The following is a 19,919-nucleotide window of genomic DNA, read 5'->3' on the forward strand; positions in this document are numbered from 1 at the left end:
CGATGGTGCTGCCATTGATTCCATTGGTCGCTGTAGGCGTCGGCGTGGTGACCGGCAGTGGTGGGGCCGTGCTCGGAGGCAGGGGTGCGGTCGAGATCAAGCGAGCGAATTCGCGCATCTCAGCGGCGAACCAGGAGTACGCGATCCGCAGAGCCGACTCGGACGAGCGCATCGACGACGCCAATCGCCGGTTGGGCAAGCTTGGATCGCAGCAGGAACAGGCATTCCAAGACGTCGTGGTCCGTATGCGCGACTTCCTGGTCAAAAACCAGCACAAGGTTCGTGATGCCGAGCGGATTCTGCTGGACGGACTTACTTCGGCGAGCACCAACCAACTAGCGACGACAACCGGAGTCGATGCTGATCTCACGTCGTGGGCGCGCGGGATCATCGGTGCCGCGACTGTTGGCGCGACCACTGGCTCGATGACCACCTCTGCAGTGGGTGCCTTGGCTACAGCGAGTACCGGTACCTCAATATCCTCGCTGTCTGGCGCAGCCGCATCGAATGCAACGATGGCCTGGCTTGGGGGCGGGTCGCTGGCGTCGGGTGGCGGCGGGATGGCTGCGGGCGCGGTGGCTCTGAACGCAGTGGTGGCCGGACCCGCGCTCTTGGTAACCGGTCTCGTCATCAAAGGCCAGGGCACGAAGGCGGACACTGCTGCCACCGAGGTCGAAGCTAAGGTAGCCATCGCTATTGCGGAATTGGATGCCTTCGACACAGAACTTGGCGTCATCGAGGAACGTTCAAAAGAACTCAGTGACACCCTCACCAGCGTGACTGCTCGTGCCGTCGATCGACTCGACGTACTCGAATCTGAAGATTTTGAGCCAACGCTCCACACTGAGCGTTTTCAACAGGCGATGGCGATGACGAAGGCCGTCGCCGAGTTGGCCGCAGTCAAGGTAGTCGATGACGACGGCGCTGTCAGCGGTGTTGGGCAAGCAGTCGTCTTGCGGTACCGAAGCTTCGTCGAATTACCGAAACAAGCTGAATCACAAGAGCAAGTAGTCGTGGAGGACAACTCATGAGCCTAGAGCCGGACCATAGCTTGACTGGGAAGATCATTGGCGTGGCCAAGGATCAAGCGCCGAGCGCGTTGCAAGGGTTTGAGGCGCTGACCTCGATTGTTGACGCGGCCCGCGAGGTTGCCGAGATTCACGAGGTCGAGAAGACGAAGCGTACTCAGATCCGTGCGATTGAGCACATGGAAGTCTCCAGGATCAAGGCTGCAGAGTCGGTGCTGAAGGCATATTTCGACAGTGCTTTCGCGGAGCGTCGCGAAGTGTTCGAGGGGCTCTTCGAGCGCATGGACCGGGCGCTGGATTCCGGTGATCCACGAATGGTCACTGAAGTTGTAAACGCTGTGGTTGATGTGGCGAAGAAGTCGCCGCTCGCCGATCTCGGCGATCTTGGTCAGATTCGCGCGGCGCTCGGCGATCCGGATCACGTCTGGGAACTCTAAGCCCGACAACCTCGCAACAACGTACTGCTACCTGTCTGCCGAAACTGCCAGGGGCGGCCATCAGCATTCACGCAGTAGATCAGATGTGTCGGAATTGAGGATTTGACGTGCATATTGTGTACCTCCACGGGGTCGGCAACGGCGACCCCGAAATGACGTGGTTCGAAGGCTTGAACCGGGGTCTGGCGGCTATCGGTGCCAAGACTGTCGACGAAGCGAATGTCGTCGCTCCTCGCTACAGTTCACTGCTCCGAGTCCCATCACTGAAGTCGACGCATCCCGCGGTGACTTACACGGAGAAGAATGATCGGGATGCGCGGCGCGCATTCGAGCGGCGGCAGGGGCAGGTCGAGCTCAAGATTCGCGACCTGGAGGACGTCCGCTCTTTCGGCCTCGGCAAGCTGTCTGACTCGGTGGTGAATGGCCTCCAGGAGCCGTTGATCGAGGCAGCTCCGCTCGAGGTCCTCGCTCAAGTCAAGAATTACCTTGATGATGAAGGCCTTCGTGGTGCGGTCCTGCAACGAATTCTCGATCGCCTGCCAGACACCGATCAGATTGTCCTGATCGGGCACAGTCTTGGCAGCGTCGTCGCCATCGACCTTCTCGACCACCTGCCGACAACGATGCGTGTTCGCCGGTTCATCACGATTGGTAGCCCTGCGGGCAGTCCGGTTCTTCACCGGAATAGCAATCGGATCCTCAAGCGATTCCCGTATTCGAGGGTCGACGATTGGTCGAATTTCCTTGATCCGCTCGACGGGGTCACTGCTGGCCGAGGACTTGCGTCGCTGTTTCCCGGCGCACAGGACTTTTGGCTGAAGGGCGCGCAGACCCACGACTCGAGCAAGTACCTGGAGAACAGGGCGGTGGCATCGTTGATCGACACCGTCGTGAACCCTGGGACCGCGATAGTTCCGGCAAGCGGTGATGTGGTCCGCCGCTTAACCGATGCCGAGGTGACGGTATTGGTGACGCTCGAATTTGCTAATGCGGTTGGTGACCACATTCCGAAAAAGCAGGTCGACACCCGTGAGCGATTCGACGACGCGTTGAGCGTCGTGCGGGATCTGTATATCGCCGAGCTGACGGCTCAATCCGACCTAGGCCAGTTGCCGCCTGAACTGCAAACATTGGTCGACGGACGTCTGCCGACGTTGCCTCGTGTATGGGATCTATCTGACGCGATCAGGCACGTGGTAGTTCTCGCGTACTCGAATGCGGTTGCCCCATACGAGATTGATACCGGTGAGGCATCGATCGACGCCATTTCGTCGGTGATGAGGCAACTCGGTTACTCAAGCGGGATCGCATCGAAGGTCCAAGATGCGGTCCGATCCGTCGATGCGCATTTGGAAGATCGACGCCGGACGCTTGGCACCAAGTCGCGTTGGGCGATGGCTGCTGCTGGAGTAGCGCTCCTCGCTGCGGCACCCGTTGGTCTGGTGCTGGCTGGTGCCGCGGGTACCGTCGGTGCGGCCGCGATCACGAGTGGCCTCGCTGCGTTCGGCCCGGGCGGAATGGTGGGGGGTTTGGCGATCGCTGGCGGACTGGCAGGGACGGGAGGAATGGTCACTGCCGCCGCAGCAACTGCGAAACCGGGAGTCAATACTGTTGTCCTGGACCCCACAAGCATCGCAATCCAGGTCGCGATCGCACACTCCTTGAAGAGTGTGGGCGAACCGTTCGACGCCGGTCTTTGGGAGCGAGTGATGATTGCCGAAAGTGAACTCTCAGCGCAGATCAATCGTCTGAGTCCGTTCAGCGACCCGAAGTCGCCGACCCTGGAACGACTCGCGGCGGGCCGCGACCTGATCTCGTCCCTGCTGGACTACATGAGGAAGCATGGCTTGGTCCCCGCTTCGGTGTTGCCGGCACTGAGCGATCCCGCCCGCGATGACGAAGATTCGGATTCAGATTCGGGCGGCTTCAACATCGGCAGGCTCTTTGGTCGGTAGGGCGACGGTGAACGCCTCGTCCTTTATGCGGATCGTAAAGCCGAGTTGTTCTCGGAGCTTGAGTCCCGCGGCTACATCTTTCGCGAGTCAGAAAATCTGCATGTGTTCATGCACTACGCGTACGGCGGCTACCTCGACACGTAGATCGTTCACGGTGCGCGATTTGCGATGGAGTTGGTCAGCACTGGTCGATCGGTAGACGTCGTCGAATTGAGGAAGGCCACAATCTCTTCACCAGCCTCATCGGAGTTGACGTCCCCGGGCACGGACACCGCAACGCGCTGGACGCATGGATGCTGCCCAAAGACATCCGAAGCGGCGGAAGTGGCGCTGATCGTGAGGTGACCGTCTTCGACGAGCCGAATGTCGATCAGCACCGCCGAACCCGTGGCCGACAGGCGTTCGTTGACGATGTCGCTGACGAGTTGGGCGTACGGGTCCACCGCGTCGAAGAATTCTGAGGGTGCGAGCGCATGTCGGTCGCAGAGGTGGGTGTGGTTGCGGCTGGCGTCGGGTGGAGGCGCATCGGCGTCGTCGCGCGGGGAACGATTGATGATGGCGTGCGGTCGCACGGTCGCGTGACGACGGGCCGAGGCGACAATCAGATCGCCCGCAGTGGAAGTGTGGGCCGGAAGGTCTGAGCTTGCGGACAGCGTCGGCGGGCCGACCGGAACGTGCAGAATGACGGGGGAGTTGGGGTCACCGGCGAGAATGGTTGCGCGAGCGAACATGTCCGGCCTTCCTCTGAGTACGAGCGCCTCCCGGGTTCTTACCGTTGCGGTTCGGCACGCAATCGCCATCGCGATTACAGGACAGGCAATCATGGAGGTACGACAATTTCCGTCGCCAACGACAGCAGTGAGAAGGGGAGGCCTTGATGCCCGGCGAACCCGCCACCTACCTCACGTTGAAGCGCGACGTCGAAACCCGGGAAATGCTTGAGGTGAAGCGGTCGAAGTTCTTGGCCGTCGTCCGTCGTGTCGACACCGAGGACGAGGCGCGCGAAATGATCGCCGACCTGCGAAGCGAGTTTCGCGATGCCCGCCATCACTGCACGGCATTCGTTCTGGGTGCGCGAGGTGAGGTCACGCGAAGCAACGACGACGGGGAACCGTCGGGAACCGCTGGCGCACCAATGTTGGAAGTGCTGCGCGGCGCTGAACTCAGCGATGTGTGCGCGGTGGTGGTCCGCTGGTTCGGCGGCACGCTCCTCGGTGCCGGCGGGCTGGTGCGCGCCTACAGCGACGCGGTGACGTTGGCCCTGGCATCGGCACCGGTGGTGCGGCGCGAGGAACGGATGCTGTCGCGGGTGAGTTTGCCGCATGCCGAGGCCGGTCGGGTGGAATCCGAACTACGGTCGCGCGGCATCGAAGTGCTGGACGCCGAGTACAGCGCTGACGTGTCGCTGCTGCTGGCGTCGACGAGCCTTGAACAAGTGGAAGTGGTTGTCGCTGAAGCGACTTCGGGGACATCCGCCGTAGAACCGGCGGGGACTCGGTGGATCGACCGAGCTCAGTAGCTGCGTCACCGGGGGCTTAACGCCCTGAAACAGCTTCACTGCACCGCGAGCGTTTCATCGAGCCAATCCAGCACCCGCTGATTGAGCAGCGACCGATTGCCCATCTCGCAGTGATCGCCAGCACCGTCCAGTGCCGCGGTGAACGTGAGCAACTCCTTCGGGCAAGTCAGGGCGTCGAAGAACTCGCGTGTGGTTTGGGCGAGGGGATCGTTCTCGGCCGACGTCAGCAGAGTGGGGCAGGTGATTTCGCCGACGCGATCCTTGATCGTGAACTCCGACAGCGACTGAAAGTAGGAGCGCAGGTCGCTGACGCCGTTAGCCCAAAACCCGCGTTGGACAATCTGCCAACGCATGATCCTGCTGTCGAGGACGTGCCGCATGATCTGGTTGAGAACAGCGTCGTCGAGCTCGGCAGGAGGCACTTGATCGCTCACACCGAAGGCGGCGAGAAAGGAGCCGACTGATTCGGAGATGTCCCACTGGCCGGGGTCCGCGATGCAGGCCGCGAGACGGGGCTCGCCCGACGCCGCGCGCGGCGCAAAGTAGCCGCCCAAACTCCAGCCGCTCAGGGCAATCCGATCAGCGTCGACGATGTTGATCGTCTCGGCATAGTCGATGACCGCCGAGATGACGGTCTCCCAGTCGGGGCGCAGCGGAATCCCGTGACGGTAGAGCATCTCGCCCTGTCCCGGACCGTCGAACATCAGCACGTGATAGCCGCGGTTCAGCGCGGCCACGCCCATGGCGAAGTAGATGTCGGTGATGGTCGCGTCGTAGCCGTTGTTCACGATCAGCAGCGGTCGTACTTCGGTAGACCGATGCGTCGCCGGAACCAGGTAGGCAGGCATGTCGTGGCCCTCGAACGGAATGCTCACCGCGCTGACGGGAGTCTCGCCCAATTGCATCGCCTCGTGGAACATCGACATCTGCGTGTCGAACGCCGCGAGCAGTCGCGGGTCGGTGGGTGCCCCGTAGATCGGGTGATAGGCCGCCCCATACATGCAGCTGGCACGTAGGAAACGGTCCCGAGCACTGTGCCGACGCCCCTTGGACAGGAGCGCTCGGGCGTCCGCTGCTTTGGCGTCACCCGAGGCGACGAAGGCGTCGTAGAACGCAGACTCGTCGCCGTCGTCGACAGCCTCGGCCACCGCGACCACGTCACCGATTTCCGCTCCGCCCGCCGCGATGAAGCCGACCGGCCACCGACCAAACCGGTCGAGGAAATCGGAATTGAACAACGCCTCGCGGCTCCGAGACACGACTGCGCTACTGCTCATCACTGAGTCCTTTCGGAAAGCCGAACCGTCGCCGACACCTTGATCGCTGGCGTCGACGCCGCTGTGACCCCAGTCTCTTCGCGACGGCACCGTTCAGCCATAGACCCAAGTCGCTTTCGGGCGAACCCGCTACTGCGCCAAGTACCGCACCACCGCCAGCACCCGACGGTGGTCGTTCGCATCGACCGGAATGCCCAGCGCGTCGTAGATGTGCGACGTGTGCTGAACCACCGCCTTCTCGGAAACCACCAGACGCGCGGCGATCGACGCGTTGCTGCGACCCTCGGCGATCAAGGCGAGGACCTCGATCTGTCGCGGAGTTAGACGGGCCAGTTGCCCGTCGACGAGTCGGGCACGGTTCACCATCACCTCAACGACCTCCGGGTCAATCGCGGTGCCGCCGTCGACCACCGTGTGCAGGGATCCGAGGAAGTCGTCGAGGTCGGAGATCCGCTGCTTCAGCAGGTAGCCGACCCGCTCCGACTGATCGGCCAGCAGTTCGGTGGCGTAGCGGCGTTGCACGTACTGCGACAACACCACCACCGCCACGTCCGGGTACTTCGCCCGAATGCGCGCGGCGGCCACGAGGCCGTCGTCGGCGTGGTTGGGCGGCATGCGGATGTCGGTCACGACGAGATCGGGTGGGCGGGCGTCGACGGCGGCGATCAATTCATCGGCCGAACCCACCGATGCGACAACGGTGAAACCGCCGCGAGTGAGCACCGACTCCAGACCTTGGCGCAGGAGAAGGTCGTCTTCGCCGATCACAACGCTGGTCACAGCGCCTCCGGTTGGTGTGTGCGACAAGGCAATTCGGCGCGCAGACGGGTGCCGTCGGCAGCGGTGCTGTGGACCTGGAGAATCCCACCGAGGGCGTGGACTCGGTCGGCCAGACCGTGGAGGCCGTGCCCGGGACGGGTGGCGGCACCGCCGACGCCGTCGTCGTGAACTTCGACCACCACCCGCTCGGCAACCCGACCAATCCGCACCGACATCCGCTGCGCCTGCGCGTGCTTGAGAGCGTTGGTGAGCCCCTCGGCGATGAGGAAGTATGCGGTGCTCTCGATGTCGGCCGACAGTGAGCCGTCGACGATCTCGGTGTGCAGCGCGGTCGGCACCGGCATCCGATCCACCAGATCCTCGGCGGCCGCGCACAGACCGCGCTCCAGCAGCGCTGGCGGCATCAATTCGTGGACGAAGGCGCGCAGCTCACCCGCGGTTTCGTCGAGCTCGCGGCGCAGGGCAACCACGCGGTCACGGTCGATGGGGGTGCTGCCGGTGGCGTCGGAGGCGATGCGCTGCGCCTCCAACGCCAGCAGGACCATCCGCACCTGAAGGCCATCGTGCAGGGCGCGGGCGACGCGGCGTCGTTCCTGGTCACCGGCCGTCACGAGGCGGGCCCGCGAGGTGATGAGCGCATCGCGCTGGGCGAGCAACTGCGCCGACAGCCGTCGTCGTTCCAAGGCGAGGGCCAGCACGCGGCCGGCGGCGCGAACCGGTTCCGGGTCGGCGATCAGGTACGAGTCGTAGACGATGACCCCGATGAGTTCGTCGGCCAGGGTGATCTCGATGTGGGCGCGATCGTCGGGCAGATCGACGACGACGCCGGTCTCGTCGACCCACTGGGCTTGCTCGGGGATCCAGTAGAGGACCTGGATTGAGTTGTCGCCGAGCGCCCGCGCCAGAAGTTCGGACGGCCTACGCGGTTCGCCGTCACCGAGTTGGGTGGCGAGCTCCTCGAGTTCGCCTTCGCGAGCGAAGCCGCCCCGCAGCATGGCCAACACAAAGGTCAGCGGCACCCCGGCGATCACCACAAACTGTACGACCGCCGCGGTGACCGGCCCGAACAGTGGCTCCAACAGCACCGGTCGCAGCGGAACGGACAGTAAGGCGAGCATCCCGTACACAAACAGCGGGATCAGCACCCGCCGGTGAGCGCTGCGGGCGCGGGCGACGCGTCGCGCCAGAATCACCGCGGAGGCCACGACGACGACAGCACCTGCCACACGCTGGAGCCACGTGCCGATCGACGCGGCAGGGTCGTCGAACAGGTATCGGGGTGCTTCCAAAACCAGCGACACCACATACGCTGCAACGACGACGACCCGCGAGGCTCGATCGGGGAGCCGACCCGATGGAAACGCCAGTAAGAGGTGGACCGTGACCGCCAGCACGAGCGTGGCGGTGACCGAGCCGACAGCCACCAGAGCGGGGATGCCGGTGTTGCCGAGAGTGCCGGCGAGGACGGCGAAGCCGCCGACGGTGACGATCATGCCCATCGGGTTTCCGGGGCGCCGCTGCCAGGCGAGTAGACCCGCGACGATGAAACACGCGAACGTGCCGATGATGACGAGATGCACCCACCACAGTGACCCCGAATCGGGGAGAGTAAGCGCCAGTTGCAGGGCACCCAGGCCCGCTGCGGAACCGCCGAGCATCAGGAGCGCGCGGTCGAGCGAGCGCATATGCGCTGTTCGCGAGGCCGATGCGGGGCCCATCAATTCGATCCGCTCATGGGGCCATCGTAAGTCGCCTGCATCGGTCGCGGTCGTGAGTCGGCGTGGCGGAACTGTACTCATTTGAGGACACTGTGCGTCGCCGGGACCGACCGACACCATGGGCCTGGGTCTATTCCTTTCACCGGCGGGGTCCGGAAGCATCGAGGCATGAGAATCAACAGGCATCGAACTCTGTTCGCGACCGTCGCGGTCGCGGCGGCATTGGCGCTCACGGTCGCTGGCTGCTCGAGCAGTGACGACTCGTCGGGTGACAACTCGGCGGGGGACAACTCCACCTACGGACTGCCCGCCAACGTAACCTCCGGGTTCACCGCGGTGACGGTCGAGAACCTGGGGTCGCCGACCTTCCCGTTTGTTGGCAGCGACGGTCGTGCCCATGTGGCGTACGCACTGCAATTGACCAACGCGGGCCTCGCGCCCGCCACGCTGACGAAGGTTGAGGTGGTGGACGCTAGCAAGCCGTCGGCTGTCCTCGCCTCCTACAGTGGGCCGGCATTGTCGGATCCGAAGTGCGAAACCGGCGAGTGCAATCGACTCCGCGTACTGCCGTCGACGCCCGCCCCCGACGCGGTGATTCCGCCCGGACAATCTCGGGCATTCCTGGTCGACTTTGCCGTCGACCAGGTGAGCGACGTGCCGCAGACGGTTCTGCACCGAATTTCGGCTAAGGCCTCGGCGAACCCGGGGCCCGGTGCGCCGGTTGACGTGACGTACACGGTGGCTCCGAAAGAGGTGGCCGCCGGTACCGCGCGGGTGATCTCGCCGCCGCTGCGCGGTACCAACTGGCTGGCCCAGAACGGCTGCTGCGGCACCGATTTCCCGCACGTCACGTCGCTGGCTCCGCTCAGTGGCGCACTGTCGAACAGTCAGCGGTTCGCGATCGACTGGATGCGGACCGACGATCAGGGTCGCTTCTACGACGGCGACAAGAACAACAACGACAGCTACCTGTCGTACGGTGAGAACATCTACGCCGTCGCTGACGGCACGGTGTCGTCGACACTCGACGACATGGACGCCAACGCTCCCGGCGTCTTACCCGCGTCAGACCCCGTGCTCGCGGCGAAGCTGACGATCGAGAATGTCGACGGCAACCACATCATCCTGGACCTCGGTAATGGGACTTGGGCGATGTACGCCCACCTGCAAAAGGGATCGCTGCAGGTGAAGGCTGGCGACAAGGTTAAGAAGGGGCAGGTGATCGCCAAACTCGGCAACACCGGTAACTCCAACGCGCCGCACCTGCACTTCCAGTTGATGAACGGCCCCGACCTCGCGGGAAGCGACGGCCTGCCATACGTGTTCGATACCTTCGACTACGCCGGTTACGTCGACCCCGCCGCCATCCGTGTCGCCGACGACTTCCTGACCGGCGACTACTTCGCACATCACTCGACCACCCCGCAGACCCGGACCGATCAGTTGCCGCTCAACGAATCGATTGTGAACTTCGCGAATTAGCTACGCGAAATTGGTTTGACGCCCTGTCCGAATGAGCGATGGTCGGACTTGTCAGAGGTGATTTGTACTCTTCGATCGAGCGTCGCGGTTGTGGTGCCGCGACGGTGATCGGAGAGCCTGATGTCTAGTAAAAAAGCCGATTCAAACGACGGCTGCCTGGGGATGGGCGGCCTCATGCTGTTGTTCCTCGTGATCGGCGGCTTGATGATGATTCCGAAAGGCGTGTGGATCGGGTTGGGCGTCCTCGCAGGCCTGGCAGTCGTGGCATGGCTTGGCGTCATAGTTTTTCAAGAGGTCGATAAGCGGAAGCAAGTGCGTTCGGTGGAGCTTGAGAAGCAACGGAAGGCCGCTGCTGTCGCGGAAAAGCAAGCGAGGACGGAGCGACTCGGGTCTGAGAATGCGCGGTCTGTCGACCTGGCGCGCAGTGCCGTCGAGCAGATCGTCGAATCCCGTGCGGCCCGCGAAGGGTGGCTGGGCGACGTTGACTTCGCCGCGGATATCGAAGGTATCGAATCGGACTTTGCGCGAGCGCAAGAACTCCGAATGGTCGCCAACGAGTTGAAAGATCTTCCGGAGCCGAGTCCGGAAGATCGACGACTGTTGGCCGATGCGGTCGCCGCGACAGACAGACTCGAAAACGCCGGACGGGCACGCGTCGCTCTGATCGCCGACTGTGCGCGGGAGGCTGCGCTCGTCGATGAATCTCTGAGTGATGAGGACCAACGAGCACGCACCGAAGAACAGCGTGAAGAGCTTCACCGCAGGTTGAGCACCATGCTCTACGGTGCGGAAGCTTCGGCAACCGAGTCACCGAGCGAAAGTGCCGCCGATCAAGTGTTGGCGCGCGTCGCGGGGTACCGGGAGATTAAGCGGCAGATCGCGGATACAGCTGGCACCGAATAGAGGGCGCTGAAAGTAGCGACGCAAAAGACCCGGGAGCGAACTCCCGGTCCCTTGCTACGTGAATTTGCTACTTGTTCAGCTTTTCCAGCGCGGCAGCCAAGCGTTCGACGGTTCCGTCGACGTCGGTCAGCTTGTCGACGCCGAACAGGCCGATGCGCAGCGACGAGTAGTCCTCGCCTTCGCCGCACTGCAGCGGAACGCCGGCGGCGATCTGCAGGCCAACTTCCTTGAACGCGGCACCGGTCTTGCGGGTGGCGTCGTCGGTGAAGGCAACGACCACAGTCGCGGCGTCGAAGCCCTCGGCGGCCACGGACGGCATGTCGTTGGCTGCGAGGAGTTCGCGGACGCGGGTGCCGAGTTCAATCTGGCGGCGGCGCAGTTCCTCGGTGCCGAGGTCGACGGTCTGGCGCATCAGCTCGACGTTGTGTGCGAGCGAGTCGGTCGGCATGGTCGCGTGGTACGGGGCCGCGCCGTCGACGTACGAGTCGCTGATTGACAGCCACTTCTTCAGATCCAGCGCGAAGCTAGTGGACGTCGAATTCAGGACAGCCTCGCGGCCGCGCTCACGCAGCATGATGTAGCCGGCACAAGGCGTGCCGCTCCAACCCTTCTGCGGGGCGGTGAGGAGAACGTCGATGTCGAGGTCGGCCATGTCGACCCAGAGGGCGCCGGAGGCGACGCAGTCGAGGACGAACAGTCCGCCGACCTCGTGGACGGCGGCGGCCAGCGTCTTGAGGTAGTCGTCGGGCAGGACGATGCCGGAAGCGGTCTCGACATGGGGTGCAAAGACGATCTCGGGGCGCTGCTCGCGGATAGCGGCGACAACCTCGTCGATCGGTGCGGGCGTCCACGGTGCCTGGTGGGCGTCGCTGGTGGGGCGGGCCTGGCAGATCGTGACCTGGTCGGTGATGCCGCCGGTCTCAAGGATCTGCGACCACCGGAACGAAAACAGTCCGTTGCGCACAACCAGTGCGCGGCGACCGGTCGCCAACTGGCGTGCGACGGCCTCCATGCCGTAGGTGCCGCCGCCCGGAACGATGGCGACGCTGTCGGCCTGGTAGGTGGTGCGCAGGATGCCGAGGAGCTCCTGCATGACGCCTACAAACCGCTTGGACATGTGGTTCAGTGAGCGATCGGTGAACACCACCGAGTACTCAAGCAGGCCGTCCGGATCAATGTCGTCATGAGGAAGAGTCACATATTTAGGGTCTCATATTGACCCCGACGGGTTACTCTGGGGCGGATTCGCCCTGGTCCGCCTCGGTCTTGTCGGACTCCTCGCGGACGTACCAGGCGCGGTCGTCGCGTTCCCATCCGATAGATCCGGCGTGCAGCTTGCGGAACTCGCGGAGCACAGGCTTGGCGATGGCGCGGTGCCCGTTCTTCTCGTACACGAACTCAGCCCCGAACTTCGCCTCGATCGCGTCGACAACGGCGACCTGCTCAACCGGGCCGGATTGCCGGATCTCGTCGACCATCCACTGAGCTACTTCTTGTTCCGTTGCCATGGTGTTGAGAGTAGTCAGGGGAAGGGGCGGGACGGGGAATCGAGAAGGTGGGGGTCGCACCGATTGACGGGCTTAGGTAGCGAAATCTGCTTGGCGTCGGTCGTCTAGAAATGTCAGACCCAGATGAGAGTCTCGTGTCATGACCGATGCAATCACCAAGTTCCGCGGAGACTACTTCTTCCTGTCGAACTTTTTCAGATGCGAGTTCGAGGTGCCGGGACTTGGTTACGTCCGGAGCGCCGAGCACGCCTACCAGGCATTGAAGACCGACGCCCTCGAGGCCAGGGCAGAGATCTTGCTAGCCGATTCGCCGCACGACACGAAACGCGTCGGCCGTGAGGCGCCGCTACGGGCCGACTGGGAATTTGGTGGACGTGTCGCGGCTATGCAGTCGGTGTTAGCGGCAAAGTTTAGTAGCCCGGACCTTGCCACTCGACTTTCGGCGACGGGACTGGTGCAACTCGTCGAAGGCAACGAGCACCACGACAACTTTTGGGGCGACTGCGTGTGTGGGTCGCCCGATTGCGTCGATCGGGGTGCAAACATGCTCGGCGAACTTTTGATGGTGATTCGGACAACCGCGACGTGGTCTGGCGACATGGCCCTTTGGTAGAGCGAATCGCGGACATCGATAACTCAGCCGTAGATGTGTCTCGGCGATGTTCTTGAGGTGAGGGCGTGGGTGGGCAATCGCGGCGTTGGGGACTAGCGCGACGGCCGTACGACAGCCATTTCGCGTAGGTGCGTCAGCGCCTCGATTGCTTCATCGATCGCGGCCAACGGGGAGTTGGGCGCGGCCTGAATCTGGGAGATCTGGGTGAGGAGGATATCGCGGGCAACAGTGGAAACCGGCAGGTCTCTGGCGCGTGCGAGGGCCTCAAGATCTGCGAGTCCGTCCTCGTTGAAGCGAACCTGCAGAGTCCGAGTGCGTCTACCGCCACGAGTGGTGACAACGTCGGTGCGCACCACGCGATCGGGTGACTCCTCGATATCGGCGGCTTCGGCGAGTGCCTGCTCAAGGCGGTTGCGAGATTTGCTCATCATCTACTCCGCTGTGTTGTCATGGCTCTGCGCTCGGAGGTGGACAGTCCGAGTGTTTTGCGCCCGCAATACAGAAGTGAAGGGCTCGATCATCTGGGCTTCCCCAACCCCTTCGGCACGCGCAACGACAGCGACACATCGTCGTCGAGATCGAACTGTTTGCGATAGGAGGCGCTGGTGAAGGGAACGCCGTTGGCGTCGTTGTGGAGGGGAACATGCGAGGCCAGGCCCGCAAACCACAGGCCACACACGTGACACTGCAAACGGTCGTGGCTTTCGGCAAGGAATCCCGGCTTGCTCACGGTCATCGATTGCGTGAGTGGCCAGTCGGGGCCGCAGTTCTCCACCAGATACGACCACACTTCTTCGCGTCCACTGCCGATCTCGTCGGCCATCTGAGCCACGCCGTCGAACCGCTTCACCGCCGCCACCATGAACGACTCCCACGACCCATAACCCGCAGCCTTCACACGATTCAGCATGCGTTCCCTCTTGGCCTTCGACGGGACTGCGATCGCCGACTTCGGGGCCAGTCCATGCTGTTTCCGATAGGTCACCGCCGTGAACGATTCACCGTCCGCACCTGAGTGAAGCTTCACGTGTGGGGCCAAGGTCTCGAACCACAATCCGCAGTCGTGACACTGCACGCGATCTCCATCAGAGGCCAGGAAACCGTCGCGACTCTCGCGGTAGGGAAGCGTTGCTGCCCATGGGTCGTCGGACTTGAGCGAACGAGCAAACTTGATGAGGGCCTCACGTTTGACGCCCATCGCCACAGACAATTCGGCAAGGCCGTCGTGATTGCGCGCGGCAGCAACCAGGGCATCGTCGAACGACGCGAACCCAGCATCGGCAATTCGCGCTGCCCAGACATCGTCGTACCCGGCCCACACCGAACGCAGCGAACTTCCCTCGGGCAGTCCGTGTCGACGCTGATAGTTGAGCGTTTCGAGGTGCCTGCCGTCCGACCCCCGATGCGTACGAACGTGCTGGTCGAGCGCACCAAACCAGAATCCGCACTCGTGGCACTGCGCGCGTGAGCCGTGCGCGCCCAGGTGCCCGTCGACGCTCTCCATGATTGGACGTGCCGCATTCCACGCCGAATCAGGAAGGTCAGCAAGAGCTTCAAGGACCGCGAACTCTGACATTCCGAGATGCTCGGCCAGCTCCGCCGGATTCAAGTACTCGGTGGCCGCGAAGGCGAGTGCGTCGCTCCATGTCGCGAACCGGGACGACAATCCCAAACCATGCGCCCGCTGATACGACTCGTACGTGTACGACACATGATGGCTCAAGCGGGTGAACCACAAGCTGCACTCGTGGCATTGGGAGTAGTCGCCGTCGGTGGCCAACGTGCCGGGCACGCTGAGTTGAAACTCGCCGACGGCAGCCCGCACCGCCGCCGGGTCGACGGCTTTCAACGCATTGCCAACGGCATCGCTGCGGGCACCAAGTAGGTCGCCGAGCTCGGCGAGACTGATACGGGCCCGTGCCGCAAAGGCCACCACATCGGGCCACGAGTCGAATCCGCCGATCGCTAAGCGCTGCGACCAGTGACTGCTCGGCCGATCGTCGGCCCCGGAAGTGCTCAGTCGAGTGTCGTCGTCGAGACCGTGCCGTTCCCGGTACGACGCGGGCGTCAACGGGTCCCCGGCATCGTCGCGATGACCGGTCAGATGTTGGCTGAGGCGTTGGAACCAGATGCCGCAGTCGTGGCATTGGAGGTGGTGACCGTTGTCCTCAAGATGGCCGTAGGTGCTCAACCGGAACTCAGCGGTGGCCACGAACGGGTCGACGGGGTTGTCGTCGGTGACGAGTCGGATGACGTCCTCGCCGCGAATATCGACGCGCTCACCCATCGACGCGGTCGTCTGCCCGCTGGTGACAGCCCACCGAACAAAGGCGGTGATGTCGTCGAACCCGGCGAATTGGATCCGCTCGACGATTTGCGCGAACGGGGAGCCCGTCAGCTTGGAGTCCGTGATGCCGCGACGGTGGGCGGCAGCGATGCGGGCGGCATGGTCGAGTTGCCAGTCGGGGTCGAGTTGATCGAGTCGGTCCTTTGCGGCGAGCGGTGCATCACCACTCTTGAGATGACCGCGACTGGTGTTCAGCCATGCGGCGAGGGGACCGGTGGCATCGAGAAGAGTGCCGGTGTCAGCGACATGCGCCTCGGCGAGAGCGAGCATGCGTTGCCACTTTGGTGGGAGAACGGTGCCGACTGCCATGCCAGCATTGCGTGTTTCTTGTGTCGTCACGCCAATCCGTGCGGCAATGTCTGGCCACGTCTTGTTGTTGTCTAGGGCCCAGTCGACGGCGTCCTGCCACGACGACCATCCCGACGCACCGAGCCGCTCTTTCCACAGTGTTCGGGCGCGGGAGTCATATTCGACGGCGACGTCCCCGTCCTGCGGGTAGGTGCCAGCCACAAACTTGTGGGTGTTCAGCGGGCCGGCCTGATCGATGCGCTGTAGAGCATTGGCGCGGGCCCGGACCTGCGTCTCGTCGGCCACCAACGACACTTCCGGTGCCAGGCCCCACTCTTTGCGATAGGCGTCAGCGTTCGATCCGTGGGTATGTCGAATGTGGCTGTCGAGCGCGGCAAACCACTCGCCACACTCGTGACACTGCACCCGATGACCGTCGGACGCTAGCGTCCCGTGGACTGACTCGAAGGAAGGGCGCATAGGGGGACGTAAGTGGTGACGGTGTCCAATTGGCGCATCCTCGCGTCGAGCCGCGGCTGGGAGTTGGAGCGACGAGAAATTCGCGTTAGGTGTCGGACGATCGCGTTGGGTGTCGGTATTGATCGACACCCAACGCGATTGAGTGACACCTAACGCAAGGAACCTGTCAGTGGGGGTGACGCAGGGCTGGGAGCCAGCGGGTTGTCACGGGCTCCTCGATGCGTCGGCACCGCTTCGCTCCGCCGACTTACTCGGAGATCGGGGGTAAGGAGGTTTCCGGCGGAAAGGCGACGCGGCACCCGATGTTCCGCTCGACCGTGTTCGCCCAGGTAGTCCGAGTGATCAGATATCCGAGATGATCAGCCGTGCATTAGCGGCGATCGTGCAGACCATTGCAGCGGACGATCCGGCGGTCCGGGAACAGATCCTTGAAATTCTAGGGCCGATAGCAGACGACGCGCACGCCGCCGTTGAGGCGACCTTGGAGGACGTTCTGAGTGCGCAGGTGTGGGGTACAAAGGTCCACAAGGCGTTTGAGAACCTCGTCGATGAGATGGCGGACCAGATCGCGGAGGTACTTGGTGAAGGCTTTAACATCCATACCGAGGAATCAATCGAAAAAGGACGTTCGCCCAGAATTGGCAAGGACGGCAGTATCGACTGGGAACCACGCGGAACACCGAATACGATCCGTCCCGATGTGATCGTCACGCAATTGATCGATGGAGTGGAGACCCTAGTGCTCATCGTCGATTTGAAGACTGGTAAGGCGGGGATTTCGAAGGCGTGGGCGCGGAGTCTGCGGGATATCTTCAGCATCCCAGGCGAAAAATTAGGTGACCCGATACAGGAACTGCGGCCGAGTTTGCCCCGGCCCACCCAGGTATATGACGAGGAGAAAATTCTGTGGCAATAAGCGTGAAGCAATGGCGATCGGTGATTGCAGAATCGGCTGAAATTCTCGGCGACGACTGGCATGTTGCAGGTAAGGGTCGCTATACCGCCCTAGTTCGGAGTCGACCTCAATGGTTGTTTCATCTGGTCTATCAAGAACCGACCTCAAACGGTCGTTTGGTTGCGTATCAGGGGCTTCTGTCGGCACCTCTGCCGGGGAGTGAGTCTGGTCAGGGTGGGGTCACTGGCGGGCAGTTCCGCGACCCCGAACGCCCCGATCTGCGATTCAAGGATGTTAGTGACCCAGGCGTGGTTGCAGAATTTGCTCAAACGGCTTCTCGATTGAAGCTTGATCCGGTGTTTGACGTGAGTAAAGCTCTGGAGGTTGAGGAGGACTACTATGTTCGCAACTGTGAGCGGGGCAATGAGGATCGTATTTACAGCGGAATGACATTGCGTCGCCTTATTTCTTTGCGAGTGTTGTGCGGTTCGAGGCCGTTGCCGGATCTGGTTTCTGATGTCCGTCGAGTCTTGGTCGACGATGAGTTTTCGTCATTCGGGATTTTGGGGGACCGCAGTCCGGATCGGGGTGAGGCTCGGAATCGGGCGATGTGGCAGGACTTGTTTGCGCGGTTGGAGGCTGCGGATCGTCCTGCGGTGGAGGAGTTGTTGGCGCAGACGAGGTTTGATTCATTGCGGGCGTTTGGGCTTGCTGAGGAAGATATTCCTGATCCTATTTTTCCGAAAATGGAGGTGCAGTGGTGAGTACGTACGGGTTGGTTGTTGTTGCTGATCTGCCAGATGCTGGCGCGGCTGAAGCGTTGGTGGCGCGAGTGAAGGCGGCGTTGATTGCGAGTTGGGGTGCTGGTGAGTCGCCGGTTGAGGACCTGGAGTACGAGGTCGTCGACGTGGACGCCGGTGTTCGGGTGTCGATCAATGTGCAGGGGATGGTTGCTGATCGTCGGGAGGCTGACTTCTTCGCGGGGGCGCCGGCAGGACGTGCGGTGATCTGTGAGGACGGCGATGAGTACGGGGTCCTGTTCCAGGTGTGGCGTTTGGATCCGGCCGGGAGTGAGTGCGTGTACCGGGCGTACGTGCATGACCCCGACGAGGATCCGGAACCGGCGACGGCGGCGCGGGCGATCACCGGTGCTGAACCGGCCGCGGCTGCGGCGGAACTTTACGGTGTTGATCCGCAGGTGCTGCTTGACCTCGAGGCAGATCCCAGTCCTGTTAGCGATGAGTTGGGTGTGATCGGAACGCCGTTCGAGCCGTGGCTATCGCACTTTGGGGTGCAGTGGCCCGACTTGGGATGAGGTGACAAGGGTGCCAGCGTGACGGCTCGCCTCGATGTGCTCGAGGCGAGCCGTCGTCGTTGGTGGGGCGCCCGGAATTTTGAGCGTCACTCGAGCGACGAGGAGTTTGTGTTAGGTGTCGGCTCGGGCTGCGCGGGCTGGGAGCCAGCGGGTTGTCACGGGCTCCTCGATGCGTCGGCTCTGCTTCGCTCCGCCGACTTACGCGGGGATCGGGGGCGAGGCGACGTGAGCGCCGCTACCGGTCGGCCTTCCTGATCACCAGGTGCGCAACGCCGGAGGCCGTTGGCTCGCCGTTGAGGAGTTCGACGAGAGGTTCGCCGTCCTTTGGCCGGATCCGTTCCACACCGCCGTACATGCCGAATGCGCCGTCCTCGGGGAGAACGCGAGTGCACAACAGGTCTCCCTTCTTGGGGACGGCGGCCGAACGTATTTCGACCGACTTGTCTGTCCGAAGGTCGGTGGCATGGAAACCTTCACCCGGCGTCACCGAGTCAACCCGAAGCACTGTGCGCCCGCGCTCTAACAGGTCCTTGCCGCTTTTCACGTCGTCGGCCGGAAGAATTCTGGCCGCGGTCTCCATCAACTCCTCGACGAGACCACCCTCGACGAGGATGAGGTCCGTCAAAACGTCAATGTTCATCATCGTCGGTGCGTCGAACTCGGGGAGATGTAGACGGTCGATCTGCTTGTCACACAGGTCGTTGTAGTCGAGGTTGTATTTGCTGATGACCAAGAACTCCTTGAACTTGGTCCACAACGCAAAGTTGCGCTGCTGCTCGCTGAGGTGGGTCGGCGCATTGGAATCTGGGAACTCGTCGAGCACGGCGAGGGTGTCTTCAAAGACGTCGGGGCCAGCCTTCAGGAAGTAGGCCCGAGCGGTTGCGAACTCATTGCGAAACAACGCGAAAGTCCCCAGGACCTGTTGGGAGGCCAGCGCGTTCGGGTTCGACGCCACGATAGTTTTGGCGAGCTCCTCGGCTGCTTCCGGATCGCGGTCGTTGATCGCGGCCATCATGGCAATGGACTGCAGGCTCGACGGGTTGGGAATTTTGACCCGATTGGTCAAGCTCTTCACCGCGAGTCGGTAGCCTGCGGCCGTGGGTGCGGGGCCCGAGCCTGGATCGGGTCGGCCTGGCTGCAGAGTATCGAGCATCATCGTGACGACGGCCCCGGTGATCTCCGGGTCGGCGAACGAATCGAAGAAATGCGGGTCGTCAGTGATCTGTTTGGCGATCGCGAAGCGGTGCTCAACCTCAGGCGTGCGAGCCAACTGATCGAACGCGATGACAGCGGGGATGGCGTCTTCGTCGACCCCGTACTCAAAATCCAAGAAATCGTAATCGTCAGACACACTCCCACCGTCGTAGCCCGCGT

19 protein-coding genes are annotated in these 19,919 nt (G+C 62.8%); 10 read left to right on the forward strand and 9 right to left on the reverse strand.

Going from position 1 to position 19,919, the window contains the following annotated elements; genetic code table 11:
- Window positions 1–2: 2 nt before the first annotated feature.
- The 3 genes from AC1L34_RS02235 to AC1L34_RS02245 all read left to right on the forward strand — a co-directional run bounded on the left by AC1L34_RS02235 (window position 3) and on the right by AC1L34_RS02245 (window position 3,420).
- Window positions 3–1,031 carry a hypothetical protein gene (locus AC1L34_RS02235; protein ID WP_424322084.1) on the forward strand — a complete coding sequence of 343 codons (1,029 nt, stop codon included), beginning with the start codon at window positions 3–5 and terminating at the stop codon, window positions 1,029–1,031.
- On the forward strand, window positions 1,028–1,465 hold the full coding sequence (locus tag AC1L34_RS02240; RefSeq protein WP_424322083.1) for a hypothetical protein: 438 nt from the start codon (window positions 1,028–1,030) through the stop codon (window positions 1,463–1,465). Before AC1L34_RS02235 ends, AC1L34_RS02240 begins: the two co-directional genes overlap by 4 nt.
- Window positions 1,466–1,572: 107 nt before the next feature.
- The gene (locus AC1L34_RS02245) at window positions 1,573–3,420 is read left to right on the forward strand and encodes a hypothetical protein (protein WP_424322082.1); all 1,848 of its coding nucleotides are present in this window, start codon (window positions 1,573–1,575) and stop codon (window positions 3,418–3,420) included.
- Between the two features lie 149 nt (window positions 3,421–3,569).
- On the opposite strand, the gene AC1L34_RS02250 is transcribed toward AC1L34_RS02245, so the two are convergent.
- The gene (locus tag AC1L34_RS02250; RefSeq protein WP_424322081.1) at window positions 3,570–4,151 is read right to left on the reverse strand and encodes a hypothetical protein; all 582 of its coding nucleotides are present in this window, start codon (window positions 4,149–4,151) and stop codon (window positions 3,570–3,572) included.
- Between the two features lie 146 nt (window positions 4,152–4,297).
- On the opposite strand from AC1L34_RS02250, the gene AC1L34_RS02255 reads away from it, so the two are divergent.
- Window positions 4,298–4,939, forward strand: a complete 642-nt coding sequence (locus AC1L34_RS02255; protein WP_424322080.1) for a YigZ family protein — start codon at window positions 4,298–4,300, stop codon at window positions 4,937–4,939.
- A 35-nt stretch (window positions 4,940–4,974) separates the two neighbouring features.
- On the opposite strand, the gene AC1L34_RS02260 is transcribed toward AC1L34_RS02255, so the two are convergent.
- The 3 genes from AC1L34_RS02260 to AC1L34_RS02270 all read right to left on the reverse strand — a co-directional run bounded on the left by AC1L34_RS02260 (window position 4,975) and on the right by AC1L34_RS02270 (window position 8,795).
- A complete protein-coding gene (locus AC1L34_RS02260) occupies window positions 4,975–6,216 on the reverse strand; it encodes an alpha/beta hydrolase family protein (RefSeq protein ID WP_424322079.1) in 1,242 nt (413 codons plus the stop codon).
- A 129-nt stretch (window positions 6,217–6,345) separates the two neighbouring features.
- Window positions 6,346–6,996 (reverse strand): response regulator transcription factor, encoded by a 651-nt coding sequence (locus tag AC1L34_RS02265; RefSeq protein ID WP_424322078.1) that lies wholly within the window; start codon window positions 6,994–6,996, stop codon window positions 6,346–6,348.
- A complete protein-coding gene (locus AC1L34_RS02270) occupies window positions 6,993–8,795 on the reverse strand; it encodes a sensor histidine kinase (protein WP_424322077.1) in 1,803 nt (600 codons plus the stop codon). Before AC1L34_RS02270 ends, AC1L34_RS02265 begins: the two co-directional genes overlap by 4 nt.
- Window positions 8,796–8,882: 87 nt before the next feature.
- Here AC1L34_RS02270 and AC1L34_RS02275 point away from each other — a divergent pair, with 87 nt between their 5' ends.
- Both AC1L34_RS02275 and AC1L34_RS02280 read left to right on the forward strand, forming a co-directional pair.
- On the forward strand, window positions 8,883–10,196 hold the full coding sequence (locus tag AC1L34_RS02275; RefSeq protein ID WP_424322076.1) for a M23 family metallopeptidase: 1,314 nt from the start codon (window positions 8,883–8,885) through the stop codon (window positions 10,194–10,196).
- A gap of 120 nt (window positions 10,197–10,316) precedes the next feature.
- Window positions 10,317–11,099, forward strand: a complete 783-nt coding sequence (locus tag AC1L34_RS02280) for a hypothetical protein (RefSeq protein ID WP_480035074.1) — start codon at window positions 10,317–10,319, stop codon at window positions 11,097–11,099.
- Between the two features lie 67 nt (window positions 11,100–11,166).
- On the opposite strand, the gene AC1L34_RS02285 is transcribed toward AC1L34_RS02280, so the two are convergent.
- Both AC1L34_RS02285 and AC1L34_RS02290 read right to left on the reverse strand, forming a co-directional pair.
- Window positions 11,167–12,297 (reverse strand): aminotransferase class V-fold PLP-dependent enzyme, encoded by a 1,131-nt coding sequence (locus tag AC1L34_RS02285; RefSeq protein WP_480035075.1) that lies wholly within the window; start codon window positions 12,295–12,297, stop codon window positions 11,167–11,169.
- Between the two features lie 31 nt (window positions 12,298–12,328).
- The gene (locus tag AC1L34_RS02290; protein ID WP_424296281.1) at window positions 12,329–12,607 is read right to left on the reverse strand and encodes a DUF6953 family protein; all 279 of its coding nucleotides are present in this window, start codon (window positions 12,605–12,607) and stop codon (window positions 12,329–12,331) included.
- A 139-nt stretch (window positions 12,608–12,746) separates the two neighbouring features.
- On the opposite strand from AC1L34_RS02290, the gene AC1L34_RS02295 reads away from it, so the two are divergent.
- A complete protein-coding gene (locus AC1L34_RS02295; RefSeq protein ID WP_424296279.1) occupies window positions 12,747–13,220 on the forward strand; it encodes an NADAR family protein in 474 nt (157 codons plus the stop codon).
- Window positions 13,221–13,312: 92 nt separating this feature from the next.
- Here the strand turns inward: AC1L34_RS02295 and AC1L34_RS02300 are convergent, their stop codons facing one another.
- Together AC1L34_RS02300 and AC1L34_RS02305 are read right to left on the reverse strand one after the other, a co-directional pair.
- Entirely contained in the window at window positions 13,313–13,651 is a 339-nt protein-coding gene (locus AC1L34_RS02300) for a CopG family transcriptional regulator (protein ID WP_480035076.1), read from the reverse strand.
- A gap of 86 nt (window positions 13,652–13,737) precedes the next feature.
- The gene (locus tag AC1L34_RS02305; RefSeq protein WP_424322073.1) at window positions 13,738–16,335 is read right to left on the reverse strand and encodes a MucR family transcriptional regulator; all 2,598 of its coding nucleotides are present in this window, start codon (window positions 16,333–16,335) and stop codon (window positions 13,738–13,740) included.
- Window positions 16,336–16,690: 355 nt separating this feature from the next.
- Between AC1L34_RS02305 and AC1L34_RS02310 the strand changes: the two genes are divergently transcribed.
- From AC1L34_RS02310 to AC1L34_RS02320, 3 genes are read left to right on the forward strand one after another with little or no spacing between them, the layout of a single operon-like run.
- Window positions 16,691–17,251, forward strand: coding sequence for a hypothetical protein (locus AC1L34_RS02310; protein WP_424322072.1), 561 nt, complete (start codon window positions 16,691–16,693; stop codon window positions 17,249–17,251).
- A complete protein-coding gene (locus tag AC1L34_RS02315) occupies window positions 17,242–17,994 on the forward strand; it encodes a hypothetical protein (protein WP_424322071.1) in 753 nt (250 codons plus the stop codon). Before AC1L34_RS02310 ends, AC1L34_RS02315 begins: the two co-directional genes overlap by 10 nt.
- Window positions 17,991–18,545 (forward strand): hypothetical protein, encoded by a 555-nt coding sequence (locus AC1L34_RS02320; RefSeq protein WP_424322070.1) that lies wholly within the window; start codon window positions 17,991–17,993, stop codon window positions 18,543–18,545. Before AC1L34_RS02315 ends, AC1L34_RS02320 begins: the two co-directional genes overlap by 4 nt.
- A gap of 235 nt (window positions 18,546–18,780) precedes the next feature.
- On the opposite strand, the gene AC1L34_RS02325 is transcribed toward AC1L34_RS02320, so the two are convergent.
- Window positions 18,781–19,896: a hypothetical protein gene (locus tag AC1L34_RS02325; protein ID WP_424294110.1), complete on the reverse strand. Its 1,116-nt coding sequence runs from the start codon at window positions 19,894–19,896 to the stop codon at window positions 18,781–18,783.
- Window positions 19,897–19,919 lie beyond the last annotated feature (23 nt).

The organism is Gordonia sp. 34D (assembly GCF_056682775.1).